This is a genomic window from Sphingomonas sp. GW821-FHT10F11 (genome assembly GCF_058809095.1).
In genome coordinates, this window is record NZ_JBXASH010000016.1 from 20,625 (window position 1) to 35,164 (window position 14,540).

Annotated in this window: 15 protein-coding genes and 1 riboswitch; of the genes, 10 read left to right on the plus strand and 5 right to left on the minus strand. The window is 67.0% G+C overall.

Features of this window, described 5'->3' with window-relative positions; genetic code table 11:
- Positions 1-5 precede the first annotated feature (5 nt).
- On the minus strand, positions 6-437 hold the full coding sequence (gene mscL, locus AC1RT8_RS24555; RefSeq protein WP_493079172.1) for a large conductance mechanosensitive channel protein MscL: 432 nt from the start codon (positions 435-437) through the stop codon (positions 6-8).
- Between the two features lie 81 nt (positions 438-518).
- Between mscL and AC1RT8_RS24560 the strand changes: the two genes are divergently transcribed.
- From AC1RT8_RS24560 to AC1RT8_RS24580, 5 genes are all read left to right on the plus strand, one after another.
- A complete protein-coding gene (locus tag AC1RT8_RS24560) occupies positions 519-1,103 on the plus strand; it encodes a LemA family protein (protein WP_372855681.1) in 585 nt (194 codons plus the stop codon).
- 107 nt (positions 1,104-1,210) lie between these two features.
- Positions 1,211-1,612, plus strand: coding sequence for a TPM domain-containing protein (locus tag AC1RT8_RS24565; protein WP_493079174.1), 402 nt, complete (start codon positions 1,211-1,213; stop codon positions 1,610-1,612).
- Complete coding sequence (locus tag AC1RT8_RS24570) at positions 1,609-2,457, plus strand: TPM domain-containing protein (RefSeq protein ID WP_493079175.1); 849 nt, start codon at positions 1,609-1,611, stop codon at positions 2,455-2,457. Before AC1RT8_RS24565 ends, AC1RT8_RS24570 begins: the two co-directional genes overlap by 4 nt.
- Positions 2,457-3,137 carry a TPM domain-containing protein gene (locus AC1RT8_RS24575; RefSeq protein ID WP_493079177.1) on the plus strand — a complete coding sequence of 227 codons (681 nt, stop codon included), beginning with the start codon at positions 2,457-2,459 and terminating at the stop codon, positions 3,135-3,137. The genes AC1RT8_RS24570 and AC1RT8_RS24575 overlap by 1 nt, the downstream gene beginning before the upstream one ends.
- Entirely contained in the window at positions 3,134-3,649 is a 516-nt protein-coding gene (locus tag AC1RT8_RS24580; protein ID WP_493079179.1) for an NUDIX hydrolase, read from the plus strand. The genes AC1RT8_RS24575 and AC1RT8_RS24580 overlap by 4 nt, the downstream gene beginning before the upstream one ends.
- A 10-nt stretch (positions 3,650-3,659) precedes the next feature.
- Here AC1RT8_RS24580 and AC1RT8_RS24585 read toward each other — a convergent pair whose 3' ends face one another.
- From AC1RT8_RS24585 to hrpB, 3 genes are read right to left on the minus strand one after another with little or no spacing between them, the layout of a single operon-like run.
- On the minus strand, positions 3,660-4,004 hold the full coding sequence (locus AC1RT8_RS24585; protein WP_493079181.1) for a nuclear transport factor 2 family protein: 345 nt from the start codon (positions 4,002-4,004) through the stop codon (positions 3,660-3,662).
- Positions 4,001-4,282: an ETC complex I subunit gene (locus AC1RT8_RS24590; RefSeq protein WP_372855671.1), complete on the minus strand. Its 282-nt coding sequence runs from the start codon at positions 4,280-4,282 to the stop codon at positions 4,001-4,003. Before AC1RT8_RS24590 ends, AC1RT8_RS24585 begins: the two co-directional genes overlap by 4 nt.
- 30 nt (positions 4,283-4,312) lie before the next feature.
- On the minus strand, positions 4,313-6,808 hold the full coding sequence (gene hrpB / locus AC1RT8_RS24595; protein WP_493079198.1) for an ATP-dependent helicase HrpB: 2,496 nt from the start codon (positions 6,806-6,808) through the stop codon (positions 4,313-4,315).
- Positions 6,809-6,921: 113 nt separating this feature from the next.
- Here hrpB and AC1RT8_RS24600 point away from each other — a divergent pair, with 113 nt between their 5' ends.
- Complete coding sequence (locus AC1RT8_RS24600) at positions 6,922-7,896, plus strand: cation diffusion facilitator family transporter (protein WP_493079183.1); 975 nt, start codon at positions 6,922-6,924, stop codon at positions 7,894-7,896.
- 203 nt (positions 7,897-8,099) lie between these two features.
- On the opposite strand, the gene AC1RT8_RS24605 is transcribed toward AC1RT8_RS24600, so the two are convergent.
- Positions 8,100-9,113 carry a polyprenyl synthetase family protein gene (locus tag AC1RT8_RS24605; protein WP_493079185.1) on the minus strand — a complete coding sequence of 338 codons (1,014 nt, stop codon included), beginning with the start codon at positions 9,111-9,113 and terminating at the stop codon, positions 8,100-8,102.
- Positions 9,114-9,240: 127 nt separating this feature from the next.
- Here AC1RT8_RS24605 and AC1RT8_RS24610 point away from each other — a divergent pair, with 127 nt between their 5' ends.
- The 4 genes from AC1RT8_RS24610 to AC1RT8_RS24625 all read left to right on the plus strand — a co-directional run bounded on the left by AC1RT8_RS24610 (position 9,241) and on the right by AC1RT8_RS24625 (position 14,396).
- Positions 9,241-9,525 (plus strand): chorismate mutase, encoded by a 285-nt coding sequence (locus AC1RT8_RS24610; protein ID WP_493079187.1) that lies wholly within the window; start codon positions 9,241-9,243, stop codon positions 9,523-9,525.
- Positions 9,526-9,628: 103 nt separating this feature from the next.
- A complete protein-coding gene (locus AC1RT8_RS24615) occupies positions 9,629-11,167 on the plus strand; it encodes an MFS transporter (RefSeq protein WP_493079188.1) in 1,539 nt (512 codons plus the stop codon).
- Positions 11,168-11,362: 195 nt separating this feature from the next.
- Positions 11,363-11,592, plus strand: a riboswitch (cobalamin riboswitch).
- Positions 11,593-11,704: 112 nt separating this feature from the next.
- The gene (gene metE / locus AC1RT8_RS24620) at positions 11,705-14,014 is read left to right on the plus strand and encodes a 5-methyltetrahydropteroyltriglutamate--homocysteine S-methyltransferase (RefSeq protein WP_493079190.1); all 2,310 of its coding nucleotides are present in this window, start codon (positions 11,705-11,707) and stop codon (positions 14,012-14,014) included.
- Entirely contained in the window at positions 14,001-14,396 is a 396-nt protein-coding gene (locus AC1RT8_RS24625; protein ID WP_493079192.1) for an acyl-CoA thioesterase, read from the plus strand. Before metE ends, AC1RT8_RS24625 begins: the two co-directional genes overlap by 14 nt.
- The last annotated feature ends 144 nt before the right edge of the window (positions 14,397-14,540 follow it).

Here is a 14,540-nt window from a genome sequence, read left to right on the forward strand (position 1 = left end):
GAGGCTCAGCGCTTCTTCAGTTCGTCCCGGATCTCGCGCAGCAGCGTGACGTCCGCCGGCTCGGCGGCGGGCTCGGCGGGTGTTTCTTCCGGCTTCGCGATCAGCTTGTTCGCGGCGCGTACGAGCAGGAAGATGATGAAGGCCAGGATCAGGAAATTGACGGCCTGGGTGATGAACGCGCCATAGCCGAACACCGGCACCCCGGCCTTTTTCAACGCAGCATAATCGGTCGATCCGGCCAGCGCCTCGGGCACCTTCCCAAGCACGACGAAATAGCTGGAGAAATCGAGCCCGCCGAAGATCCTGCCGATCACGGGCATCAGCACGTCGTCGGTCAGCGAGGTCACGATCTTGCCGAAAGCCGCGCCGATGATCACCGCGACAGCGAGATCAAGCACGTTGCCCCGTGCGATGAATGCCTTGAACTCCTTGAACATGCGACGCCTCCATCCGATTTCACTTCCGCGTGCCTAGGCTAGTCGCCTATCATGGGCGCGCAAGGGTTGGAGGGATTGTTCATGAAATACCGTGCCGTCTTCGCGCTGATGTCCGCCATCGCGCTCTCCGCCTGCGGCCTCAACAGCGTCCCCACGGCGGAGGAAAACGCCAAGGCGCGCTGGGCCGATGTGCAGAACACCTATCAGCGCCGCGCCGATCTCATTCCCAATCTCGTCGCCACGGTGAAGGCGGCCGGCGCGCAGGAGAAGGATATCCTGGTTCAGGTCACCCAGGCGCGTGCTTCGGCGTCGCAGGTTAAATTGTCGGGTGACGACCTCACCGATCCGGCCAAGGTGGCGGCCTATGAGCGGGCGCAGGCCGGCGTGACGCTGAATCTCCAGCGCCTGCAGGAGGCCTATCCCGAACTGAAGAGTCAGGGCAATTACACGACCTTGATGAGCCAGCTCGAGGGCACCGAGAACCGCATCACGATCGCGCGGAAGGACTATAACGACGCTGTGCAGGCCTATAATACCCGTATCCGCACCTTCCCTGACGCGATCGGTGCGAAGGTGTTCTACGGTTCGAAGCCGATGGCGCCCTTCCAGGCGACCACACCGGGCGCCGAAACGGCCCCGACGGTCAATTTCGGGAACGCCAGCTGATCCGATCGCTCGCCCTGCTGCTAGTGCTGACCGGGTGCGGCACATCCGCCCCGGCCAAGCCCGTCGCGCCCGCGGGATATGATTTTCCGACCCTGTCGGATCGTGTCGTGGATGCCGCGAATCTGATACCGGCCTCGTCCCGGTCTTTGCTGTCCGACAGATTGGCGAAGCTCGAAAAGGACACCGGGCACCAGTTCGTCGTCGTCACGGTCACTGGTCTGGGTGGCCACACGATTGAGGACTACGGGGTTACCATGCTGCGAAGCTGGGGCATCGGTCGCAAGGGCATCAACGACGGCGTGATGCTCATCGTCGCGCCGAACGAGCGCAAGGTTCGTATCGAGGTGGGCTACGGCCTTGAGAAGGCGCTGCGCGACGAAGAAGCGAAGGCCATCATCGACACCGCGATCCTGCCGGCATTTCGCGCGGGCGACTATCCGCGCGGCATCGCTGTCGGGGTGGACGGCGTGATTCGTGAAATAACGCCTGCACAAAGGCTCGCCGCATGAACCGTTTCCTTCGCCTGATACTGGTAGTGGCGTTGACGCTGCTCTGCGGGCTTCAGGCTGCATCTGCCCAGACCATTCCCAAGCTCACTGGCCGGGTGGTCGACGACGCCAAGCTGTTGTCGCCCGAGCAGGTGACGCAACTCACCCAATTGTCCGACGGCATCGAAAAGGCATCGTCGCGCCAACTCGTGGTCGCGACGATCCCGGATCTCCAAGGCTATCCGATCGAGGATTATGGCAACAAGCTGATCCGCGGCTGGGCCATCGGGCAAAAGGGCGCCAACAACGGCATTATCCTGATCGTAGCCCCGAATGAGCGCAAGGTCCGGATCGAGGTGGGCTATGGCCTTGAACCGATCATGACCGACGCGCTGTCGAGCATGATCATCAACGACACGATCCTGCCGAGGTTCAAGGCCGGGGATATGGCTGGCGGCATTGTTGCCGGAGCCGATGCGATCGGCGAGCAGATGAAGCTGCCACTCGAGGCCGCGGAGGCGCGTGCCGTGCAACAGGTGAGCAAGCCCGCCGCACGGTCCCGATCGAACGACAGCGGCACCAGTATCCCGTTTGTTGTGATCTTCTGGATCATCGTGGTCGCGTTCATCATCCTGTCCCGTTTCCGGCGGGGTACGAGCGGTCGGCGCTATCGGAGCGGCATCGCTCCGGTGATCCTGTGGGGGCCGGGGCTGGGTGGCGGATCGGGCGGCGGCTGGGGCAGTGGCTGGAGTAGCGGAGGCGGTTCCGACTGGGGCAGCGGTGGCGGCTCCGATTGGGGCGGCGGTGGGGGCTTCTCGGGCGGCGGCGGCTCCGGCGGGGGCGGCGGGGCGTCGGGGAGCTGGTGATGGCGCGAATCGAGCATTTGAACGCCGAGGGGCACAAGCTGGTCGCCGATGCGGTCACCCGCGCCGAAGAAGGTACCGACGGCGAGATCGTGACGATCGTGAGCGAGCGATCGGATCAGTACCATGATGCTGCTCTCCATTACGCCTTTGCCGCGGCGCTGGCGGTGATCGCGCTTGCGGCGATGAGCCCGGGGACGTTCGAGGCGAAATTCGCCTGGTTCTCCAACGGCTGGGGCGAGGTTAGTGCCCGCACCATCCTCTTCTCGGTGCTGATCGCCGAGACGATCGTCTTTCTGATCGTCCGCTACGCGCTGGCCTGGGCGCCGTTGCGCATGGCGCTGACTCCGAAGGCCACGCGGGCACGGCGCGTGCGGCGCCGGGCGATCCAGTATTTCAAGGTGGGAGCGGAACGCCGCACCCAGGCGCGCGTCGGCATCCTGCTCTACCTCTCGCTCGACGAGCGCATGGCGGAGATCGTCGCTGACGAGGCAATCCACAAAGCGGTGCCCGCCGAACGCTGGGGCGATGCGATGGCTGCGCTGGTCGATGAAGTCCGTGAAGGCCGACCAGCGCAGGGCATGGGCGCGGCGGTCGCGCAGATCGGGGCGATCCTGTCCGAGAATTTTCCCAAGACCGAAACCGACCGCAACGAACTCCCGGACAGGCTGATCGAACTATGACTGAACCCGCCGAGACGGTCTGGGCTGGCAAATACATCGTCGTGAAGAAGCAGGGCACCTGGGAATATGTCTCCCGCGCGCGCGGCATCCAGGCGGCGGTAATCCTCGCGATCGACAATGGCGAGGTGATCCTGGTCGAGCAGTACCGGGTGCCATTGGGCAAGCGCTGCATCGAGCTTCCCGCTGGCCTGGTCGGCGACGAGGAGGAAGGCGAGGCGCCCGAGACCTCCGCTGCGCGCGAGCTGGAGGAGGAAACCGGCTATCGCCCGGACAAGGTCGAGACGATCGGCTATTTCCAGTCCTCGCCCGGCATGGTCTCGGAAGGTTTCACCCTGGTGCGCGCAACCGGTCTTACCAAGGTGAGCGATGGCGGCGGGCATGGCGATGAGGACATCACCGTCCACCGCGTGCCGCTTGACGGGATCGTCGATTTCGTCGCGGCCAAGCGCGCCGAGGGCGTTGCGATCGACGTTCGGATGTTCCTGCTGCTGAGCCCGTCGATCCTGGGGTGACGTCGCAGGGCTAGCCCTTCTGCGCCGCCTCGAAACTGAGCCGGTCCCAATAGCCGCGCTGAAGCGCGATATGACCGTCGATCACATGGAAGAAGCCGCAGCCGTGCAGGCCGTTCGGGTCGCGCCATTCCAGGATCGCCCATTCGCCGTCTTCGAACAGATTCTCGGGGATGCATTCCATCGTCGCGGCGGCGAATTCGCGTTCGAACATCGCGCGGATCGCGTCGCGGCCATGGACGGGTTCGAGTGCCACCTGGTGGTTGGTCGCATCGGGCCGGTACAGGGCGGCCAGTGCATCGACATCGGCATTATTGAAAGCGGCGATCCAGCGCCGCACCAGCAGCTTGGGCGTCACCGGAAATTGTCGGCATAGGCCTGGAGCTTGAGTTTCCGTTCGGGCGCCGCGATCACGGTGAAGGCCAGGCCTTCGCGCTCGGCATAGGCGATCGCCGCTTCCTGCGTGGGGAAGCCGAGCCGGACCTGCTCGCGCGTGTCGCCCGAGCCTGCCCAGCCAGTCAGCGGGTCCGGGCGCTTGGCTTCAGCGGGCGAGAATTCGAGCAGCCACGCGTCGGTGCGCGCGCGGCCCGATTGCATCGCGTTCTTGGGGCGCTGGTAGATGCGGGCGGTGGCCATGGTCTTGTCCTCGAAACTCTCTTGCGCCCTCTATCGCGGTTGGGCGCGGCGTGCATCCGCATTTTTCGTCCGGGTCGTCGGTGCCGCCCCGGCGGGGTCGTCGGGCCAGGGATGACGGGGATAGCGCCCGCGCATCTCCCTGGCGACTGCGGCCCAGCTGCCCGCCCAGAAACCGGGCAGGTCGCGCGTGGTCTGGATCGGCCGGCCGGCCGGCGAGGTGAGGCTCAGCACCAATGGCACGCGCCCGCCCGCGACGCTGGGGTGCGCCGCGAGGCCGAACAGCTGCTGGGGGCGTAACTCGACCCGGGGGCCGCCGTCGGCTGCATAGTCGATCGGGTGGCTGGTCCCGGCAGGCGAATGGAAATGCGTCGGTGCCAGCGTGTCGAGCGTCCTGAGCGTATCCCAACCGATCACCGCACGCAGCGATTCGGCCAGCGCCCCGGTATCGAGCGCATCGAGGCGCCTTTTGCCGACGAGCAGCGGCACGAGCCATTCGTCGGCGCGGGCGAGCAGATGCGCTTCGTCGATCTCGTCCACTGACCCGCCTGCCTCGCGGACAAAGGCGATGCGATCGAGCAGTGCGCGGGCCGCCTCGCTCCAGGGCAGCAGGGAGAAGCCGCCGGCTTGCACGCCGGCGAGCAAGGCGGCGGCAAGCTCCTCCGGATTGGCGTTGGAATCCGGCCCGCTTGAGAGCCGGATCGCGCCGAGGCGACGTTCGCGCAACGCCTGCACCCCGCCGGTCGCCGGATCGAAGCGGACGCTGCGCCGGGTTTCGATGCGATCGCCGAAGAGCGATTCGACCGTGGCGAGATCGATCGGCGCGGCGGAGAGGATGCGCGCGCCGGAGGCCATGCCTTGGGTTTCGGCGACGGCGAGCCATTCGTTGCGGGCGAGCGAGGAGGTGGGGTCGAGCTTGAACCCGCGGCCGCCGGCCGAGGCCCAGGTTTCGCCGCTGGAGTCGCGGCGTTTGGCGATGCGATCGGGGAAAGCGAGGGCGATGCAGGTGGCGACACCATCACTCCTTCTTCCCGCCCCGGCGCTCTCCCCGGAGGTGAGGGGGCGAAGGCTTGCCCAGCGTTTCGCCAGTTTTCGGCCGCCTTCTGCCCGTGGTCCGCGTTCCGTGCGCCACCGCCGTACGCGACTCTCAAGGTCTGTATCGGTCCCGCCAAGCCCACGTTCGCCAAGCAGCACGGCGACTTCGGCTGCCGTTTCGGCGAGGCCGATCTCCCCCGCGCGCACCAGCATGTGCCCGAGCCGTGGCGGCAGCGGCAGGCGGGCGATGGCTTTGCCATGCAGGGTCGGCCGGCCATCCGCATCGATCGCCTCCAGCACGGTCAAGCGGCTGCGCGCCTCGTCGATCGCGGCGGCGGGGGGTGGGTCGAGCCAGGCGAGGGTGCGCGGATCGGCCACGCCCCACAGGGCGCAGTCGAGCGTCAAGGCCGACAGATCGGCTTCCAGGATCTCGGGCGGATCGAAGCGCGGGAGGCCAGCGGTCGCCGCTTCCTCCCACAGCCGATAGGCGACGCCTGGCATCTGCCGCGCGGCGCGACCGGCGCGCTGAGTCACGGCGGCCTGGCTCGCCCGTTCGGTGACGAGGCGCGTCATGCCGGCCGCCCGGTCGTAGCGCGGTCGACGCGCCAGCCCCGAATCGACCACCACGGAGATGCCGTCGAGCGTCAGGCTGGTCTCGGCGATCGAGGTGGCGAGCACGATCTTGCGCCGCCCCTGTGGGTCGGGTGCGATCGCGGCGCGCTGGGCGCCGGGGTCGAGACTGCCGTGCAGCCGGTGCAGCACGATGTCGTCGCCCAGACCCTTGATCCGCTCGGCGGTGCGCTCGATCTCGGCCACGCCGGGCAGGAAGGCGAGCACGCCGCCGGTTTCTTCGCGCAGTGCCAGCTTGATCGCGCCCGCGACTGAATCCTCGATCCGCGCCTCCGCCGCGCGGCCGATATGGCGGAGCGTCAGGGGGTGGCTGCGGCCCTCGCTTTCGATCACCGGCGCGAGGTTATGCGATTCTTTGGCCATCAGGGTCGAGAAGCGCGCGCCGTCGAGCGTCGCCGACATCGCCACGATCCGCAGGTCGGGCCTGAGCGCGCCCTGCGCGTCGAGCGCGAGCGCCAGCCCGAAATCGCTGTCGAGGCTGCGCTCATGCACTTCATCGAACAGCACCGCGGAGACGCCGGCCAATTCCGGATCGGCCTGGATACGGTTGACGAAGATGCCCTCGGTGACGACCGTGACACGCGTCTCGGCCGATCGCTTCGAATCCATCCGCGTGGCGTAACCGAAGATCTTGCCGACCGGCTCGCCTGCCAGCATCGCCATGCGCTCGCCCGCCGCTCGCGCAGCCAGGCGCCGCGGCGAGAGCAGGAGGATTTCGCCGGTGCACCAAGCTTCGCCCAGCAGGGCAGGCGCCACCGCGGTCGTTTTGCCCGCGCCCGGCGGCGCGACCAGCACGGCGTTCGACCCCGCCCGCAACGCGGCGAGCAGATTGGGCAGCACGGCATGGATGGGGAGGGAAGTCAGCGGAATTCCTGCGTAACGACAACGGGCTGGATGAGAGCTGTACCTGATCGCTCCATGTCCTAGCATATCGCGGGCGAGCGATGGTACGCCCCTGGCAACAGACGGAGAATCGCGTGGCCGACCACAGCCATCATCACGGCCATTCGCACGGGCATTCCCATAGTGGTCACGGCCATCACGGCCATTCCCACGCACCCGCTTCCGGCCATGACCGCGCCTTCGCCATCGGCATCGCGCTCAACCTGGGCTTCGTCGTCACCGAGGCGGCGTTCGGTTTCATCGCCGACTCGGTCGCGCTGCTGGCGGATGCCGGGCACAATCTGTCGGACGTACTGGGGCTCGCGGTCGCCTGGGGCGCCGTTGCGCTCGGGCGGCGGGCGGCGTCGAAGCGCTTCACTTATGGACTGAAGGGAACGACGATCCTGGCCGCGCTGACCAACGCGCTGCTGCTACTCGTCGCGCTCGGCGCGATCGTGCTGGCGGCGGCGCAGCGCATGGCGGCGCCGGCGCCGGTCGAGGGCGGCACCGTCGCGATCGTCGCGGCGATCGGCATCGTGGTCAATGTCGCGACCGCCCTGTTGTTCGTGCGCGGGAGCAAGAACGACATCAACATCCGCGGTGCCTTCCTGCACATGGCGGCCGATGCGGCGGTGTCGGCGGGCGTGGTCGTCGCGGGCCTTGCGATCTTGTGGACCGGCGAGCTGTGGATCGATCCGATCGTCAGCATCGCCATTGCCGCGCTGATCTTCTGGCAGACCTGGGGCTTGCTGCGCGAATCGGTCGAGATGTCGCTCGGCGCCGTTCCGCGTGGGATCGATTACGACAAGGTGCGCATGTCGCTGCGCACGCTGCCCGGCGTCGCGCGTGTCCACCATGTCCATATCTGGCCGATGAGCACGACCGAGACGGTGCTGACCGCACATCTGGTGATGCCCGACGGTCATCCCGGCGACGGGTTCCTGGGCGAAGCGCAGGAGATGCTGAAGCACCGCTTCGACATCGGCCATGCGACGTTGCAGGTGGAGATCATCGGCAGCGAAAGCGATCCGCTACCTTGCGCACCGGTGGTGGAGACTCACCGGCACTAGCTGGTGCCCGACCTCTCCCGTTCGCGGGTGGGTTGGAAGAATTGCACGCGAAGAGACGAAGGCGCGAAGATGTCGTGTTCGACGCTGATCGCGTGGCAGTACCGTCCGGAACTCAAGCTTTGCGTCTTCGCGTCTTCGCGTGAATCCAAAATCCGGCGATGGGCGCGCGGAGCATTTCAAGGACGGGCGCGCCCGTCGCAGCCTCAGTAAGCCCGCGCCACCGCGAACTCGACGGCTTCGACCATCGCATCCTTGGCCTGGCTCGGCGCGAAGCTGCCGATCGCGTCAATCGCGCGCTGGCCATAATGGCGCGCCCGGGCGAGCGTGTCGTCGACCGCGCGGGTCGAGCGGATCAGCGAGACGGCGTGGGCGAAATCCTCGTCGCTGGAGCGATGCCCCTCGATCGCCGCCTTCCAGAATATCCGGTCCTCGGCGCTGCCACGCGCATAAGCGAGGATGACCGGCAGCGTGGACTTGCCCTCGCGGAAATCGTCGCCCGCGTCCTTGCCCATCGTGCCCGCGTCCGAGACATAGTCGATCGCATCGTCGACGAGCTGGAAGGCGATGCCGAGATTGCGGCCATAAGCGTCGAGCGCCATTTCCTCGGCCTCGGGCCGTTCGGCGACGACGGCGGCGATGCGGCAGGCGGCGGCGAACAGGGCGGCGGTCTTCGCGCCGATGATGTCGAGATAGCGTTCCTCGCCGATATCGATCCGGCGCGCGGCGGTCAGCTGATTGACCTCACCCTCGGCGATGATCGCGCTGGCGCCCGACAGGATCTTCAACACCTTCAGGCTGCCGTCCTCGACCATCAGTTCGAACGAGCGGCTGAACAGGAAGTCGCCGACCAATACGCTCGCCGGGTTGCCCCAGATGAGGTTGGCGGTGCGTTTCCCCCGGCGCAAGTCCGACCCGTCGACCACATCGTCGTGCAGCAGGGTGGCGGTGTGGATGAACTCGACCGCGGCGGCCAGGCGGTGGTGCCGCGCCCCCGTATAACCGAGCAGGCGCGCGCTCGCGAGCGTCAGCATCGGGCGCATGCGCTTGCCGCCGCCGGCGATGAGATGGCCGGCCAGTTCGGGGATCAGCGGAATCTCGGACTGCATCCGCGACAGGATCACCGCGTTGACGAGGTTGAGATCGCCGGCGACCAGTTGGACCATCGGTTCAAGCGACGGCTGGCGCTGGGTATCGAGGCGGTGGATCGTGGCGCTCATGGTGCCTGCGATGTGGCCGCATGACCGGGTAAAGGCAAGCCTTTGCGGGCGTGAACGTCAGCCTTTCGGGGTTGCGCGTCGCCACGCGTGTCCGCAAAAGGCCGGGCGAACTGGTGGGGACGGCAAGGTGACCGACGAAACGCTCAGCGGCTATCGCCAGAGCATCGACAATATCGACGCGGCGCTGGTCTTCCTGCTCGCTGAGCGGTTCAAGGTGACCCAGGCCGTCGGCCGCTACAAGGCGACCGCCGGGCTGCCCCCCGCCGATCCGGGCCGCGAGGATGCGCAGATCACCCGGCTGCGCGGGCTGGCCAAACAGGCCGATCTCGATCCCGATTTCTCCGAGAAATTCCTGCGCTTCATCATCGACGAAGTGATCCGCCACCATGAGCGCGTGCGCGACGGCGGATAGGGACGGCGCGCGGGGCATGGCCAGCGCGCGATGATAGCGGTATCGCTGTCCCGGGGCGCCGCGACGACAAACGGCGGAGCGGGGATATCGAATGGCTGCACGCATGAATAGCTTGTCCGATCGTCAGGCCTTGTGGGCGTTCATTCTCGGCTGCGCGGCCGTAACGGCCGGGGTCCTGCTTCATATACCGATGTTCCTGATGGCCAGGGACATGGGCTATCATCTGGCTGGCATGCCGATGGATTCGGGCATGATCTTCGGCATGTTCCTGATTATCGGCGGCGTGATCGTCGCGGCCTATGGTCTGCTGCCGCGCAATCTCGCGGCGCAGCGCGCGGCGGCGGAGGACATCACCATCGCCGCGCCCGAAGATGCTGCGCTCGGCTGGGCGCATTGGCGGCTGATGATCGTGCTGGTCGTCGCGCTGATCATCGATGTGATGAAGCCGGCGTCGCTCGGTTTCACCGTGCCGGGCATGATCGGCGAATATGGCGTGCCGCGCTCGACCGTGTCGCTGGTGCCCTTCTTCGCGCTGATGGGCACGGTGGTGGGATCGGTCGTCTGGGGCGTGATCGCCGATATCTATGGGCGCAAGGCCTCGATCCTGCTCTCGGCGGTGATGTTCGTCGGCACCTCGATCTGCGGCGCGATGCCGTCGCTCGCCTGGAATATCGGCATGTGCTTCATGATGGGCGCCGCGGCCGGCGGCATGCTGCCCGTCACCTATGCCCTGCTCGCCGAGATGATGCCCAACCGGCATCGTGGCTGGAGCCTGGTGCTGGTCGGCGGGCTCGGCGCGGTCGGCGGCTATTTCGCGGCGAGCGGGCTGTCGGCGCTGCTGCAGCCGATCTTCGGATGGCGCATATTGTGGCTGGCGAATCTGCCGACCGGCCTCAGCCTGATCCTGCTCGGTGCGCTCATCCCCGAATCGGCGAAGTTCCTGCTCGCGCGCGGGCGCAAGGTGGAAGCGGAAGCAGTGATGCGGCGCTTCGGCGCGACCGTCCGGCGCGGGCCGCCGCCGGCGACGACCGGGGTGAGTCACGGGCCGCTGACCGGCAGGCGGATGATCGGCAAGCTGACCGCGTTGACGGTGGCCGCGCTCACCTGGGGCCTGATCAATTTCGGCCTGTTGCTGTGGCTGCCGGCCGATCTCGTCGCCAAGGGCTATTCGGTCGCGGTGTCGAGCCGGCTGTTGGCGGAAAGCTCGCTGATCGCCTTTCCGACCGTGTTCCTCGCCGCGCTGATGTACAGCCGCTGGAGCACCAAATGGTCGCTCGTCACGATGATCGGGGTGACGCTCGCCGGATTGCTCGGCGTGCTGCGGCTCGAACTGGCGGGAACGGGCAGCCCGGTGCTGCCGGTCGCGCTGCTGATCGTCGGGTCGAACGGCATCCTCGCCATCCTGCTGCCCTATACGGCCGAGAGCTTCCCGTTGCGGGTGCGTGGACGGGCGACCGGCTGGGTTGCCGCCTGTACCAAGGCCGGCGGGCTGCTCGCGCAGGGCCTGAGCATTGCCGCGCTGATCCCGTCCATGGGGCTGGCGGCAGTCATCATCATGGCGCCGGCGCTGGTGGCGCTTGGCCTGGTCGCCTGGTTCGGGCGCGAGACACGCGGCGGGGATCTCCGCGACCTCGACGCGTAGGCCGATGCCGGCGTGTGCCAAAAGTCAGGCCTGATTTCTGTGCAATTGTTGGATTTTCACGAGGGCGAAGGCCGCGGAAGCGTGCTTTTTCCGTTGGAGAGTTTTGGCACACCCCCTAAGGGGCGCGCGCTTTCTGCGGCATATAACGATATAAAGAATTCTTTATATGATGCTTGACGCGGCGCGCGCGATGGCTATCCTTGTGACTGTCGAGGTTCTCCGTCCGGTTTTCGGGCGGAGCTAAGACGGGAAGCCGGTGACGGCGCGTGCCCACAAGGGTTCGCGTCCATTCCGGCGCTGCCCCCGCAACTGTGAGCGGTGAGCGGCGGTCCAATTCGTGTCACTGGTCCAGGCAAGGGACCGGGAAGGCCGGATCGTCGCATCGACCCGCGAGCCAGGAGACCTGCCTCGTCAGATAACGTCCTCCGGCGGGGTGTCCGGTCAGGCCGCGTGCAGCACCGCGTCCTGGCTTGCCATGGGGCGTCGGCCCGTTGCCGCGCGTCCGGCCGTCACCTTGCCCAATACAAGGCCAAGACGATGACCATCTCAGTCGCAACCCTCGGTTTCCCCCGCATCGGCCCGCGCCGCGAGCTGAAGTTCGCGCTCGAAAGCTTCTGGTCGGGCAAGTCCGACGCCGAGGCGCTGTCGCTCGCCGCACAGGGCCTGCGCGCCGCTGCCTGGGCGCGGCAAAAGGCGCTCGGTGCGGACATCATTCCGAGCGGCGATTTCTCGCTCTACGACCATGTGCTCGACATCTCGGCGATGCTCGGCGCGGTGCCGGCGCGTTATGGCTGGAGCGGCGGCAAGCTCGGCCTCGATACGTACTTCGCGATGGCACGAGGAGCGCAGAGCGCGAAGGGCCATGAAGGCTGCGCGCACGGGCTGGACAGCACGGCGCAGGAAATGACGAAGTGGTTCGACACCAACTATCACTACATGGTGCCGGAATTGAGCGCGGGGCAGGCCTTCGCGCTGTCGTCGAGCAAGGCGGTGGACGAATTCCTCGAGGCCAAGGCGCTCGGCTATCACACACGGCCAGTGCTGCTCGGGCCGGTGACCTGGCTGACGCTCGCCAAGGGCAAGGATGTCGCGCCACTGGCACTGCTCGAGGCGGTGCTGCCGGTTTATGAGGAAGTGCTGGCGCAGCTCGCCCGCGCCGGCGCCGACTGGGTGCAGATCGACGAGCCCTGCCTGGTGCTCGATCTCGATGACGAGCAGCGCGCTGCGCTGCGCCAGGCGTATAAGCGCCTCTCGGTCAACGGGCCGAAGGTGATGCTCGCGACTTATTTCGGCGCGCTCGGCGACAATCTGGAGCTGGCGACCGACCTGCCAGTGCACGGCCTGCACATCGACCTGGTTCGTGCGCCGGAGCAGCTCGACGCGGTGTGGCAGCGCGCCCGGCCGGACCTGTTGCTGTCGCTCGGCGTGATCGACGGGCGCAATGTCTGGCGCGCCGATCTCGACGCGCTGATCGCGCGCATCGCGCCGGTCGCGGCGGAGCGCAACCTGGTGCTCGCGCCGTCCTGCTCGCTGCTGCATGTGCCGGTCGATCTGGCGATCGAGACGGCACTCGATCCGGAGGTGAGGCAATGGCTTGCTTTCGCGGTGCAGAAGATCGGCGAATTGTCGGTCCTGGCTCAGGCGCTGAACCAGGGCGCCGAATCAGTCGCCGAACCGCTGGCCCTGGCCCGCGCGGCGGTGGAAGCGCGCAAGACCTCGCCGCTGATTCACAATCCCGCGGTCGCGGCGCGGCTGGCGGCGGTCGATGCGGACATGGCGAAGCGTAGCTCGCCCTTTGCGGAACGTCGCACGGCGCAACAGGCGCGGCTCGGCCTGCCGAGCTTCCCGACCACCACGATCGGGTCCTTCCCGCAGACACAGGAGGTGCGCAAGGCGCGCGCGGCGCATATCAAGGGCGAGATCGACGACCTGGCCTATGAGCGGTTCCTGCGCATCGAGACCGCCGCGACGGTCGAGTGGCAGGAGAAGATCGGTCTCGACGTGCTGGTGCATGGCGAGTTCGAGCGCAACGACATGGTCCAGTATTTCGGGGAGCAGCTCTCCGGCTTCGCCTTCACCCGCAGCGCCTGGGTGCAGAGCTATGGCTCGCGCTGCGTCCGGCCGCCGATCCTGTACGGCGATGTCGCGCGGCCCAGGCCGATGACGGTCGAATGGTGGCGTTATGCCCAGTCGCTGACCGGCAAGCCGATGAAGGGCATGCTGACCGGCCCGGTCACGATCCTCAACTGGTCGTTCGTGCGCGACGACCAGCCGCGCAGCGCAAGCTGCCGCGAGATCGCGCTGGCGATCCGCGACGAGGTGATCGACCTGGAAGCCGCCGGCGCGGCGGTGATCCAGATCGACGAGGCAGCCCTGCGCGAGGGCCTTCCGCTGCGTCGCGCCGACTGGCAGGCCTATCTCGACTGGGCGGTCGAATGTTTCCGGCTGACCGCGTCGGGCGTGCGCGACGACACCCAGATCCACACCCATATGTGCTACTCGGAATTCAACGACATCCTGCCCTCGATCGGCGCGATGGACGCCGACGTCATCTCGATCGAAACCGCCCGGTCGCAGATGGAGTTGCTCGATGCCTTTGCCGATTATGCCTATCCCAACGAGATCGGGCCGGGCGTGTACGACATCCATGCGCCGCGTATCCCGGCCGAAGCCGAGATGACCGAGTTGTTGACCTTGGCGGGCAAGCGCCTGCCGGCGGAGCAGCTCTGGGTGAATCCGGATTGCGGCCTGAAGACGCGCAAATGGGAGGAAGTCCGACCCGCGCTGATCGCAATGGTCGCGGCGGCGCAGCGCATGCGCGTGCGGGGCGCCTATGACGCAGCCTGAGACGATGCCGGAGGAGCAGCCCGCCGTCCGCGTGACGGCGGTGCCTGCCGACGCCAATGTCTATGGTGACATCTTCGGCGGCTGGCTGATGAGCCAGATGGACCTCGCCGCTTCCTCGGTCGCCTCGCGTCATGCGGGCGGCCGTGCAGTGACGATCGCGGTGGAGGGCATGGCCTTCCACCGCCCGGTCTTTGTCGGCGACGAGGTGTCGGTGTTCGCCCGGCTGATCAAGGTCGGGCGGACCTCGATGCGGGTGCAGGTCGAGGCCTGGGCGCGCGACCGGCATTCGGAACAGGCGAACAAGGTGACCGAGGCTGAGTTCGCCTTTGTGGCGGTCGGGCAGGACCGGCGGCCGAGGCTGGTGAAGGCGATGGTGGAGTAACAAGTGGAACGCGTGCCGCTTCTTCCTCTCCAGTGGGAGAGGATAGTGTAGCTTGGCAGCTTGCTGCCTAGCTGTGGAGCCTCAACAGGTTGTTCTCGGTTAGGCCGAGGCGGCTGATGGGTGTGTGGTGTTTTAGACTGCGAT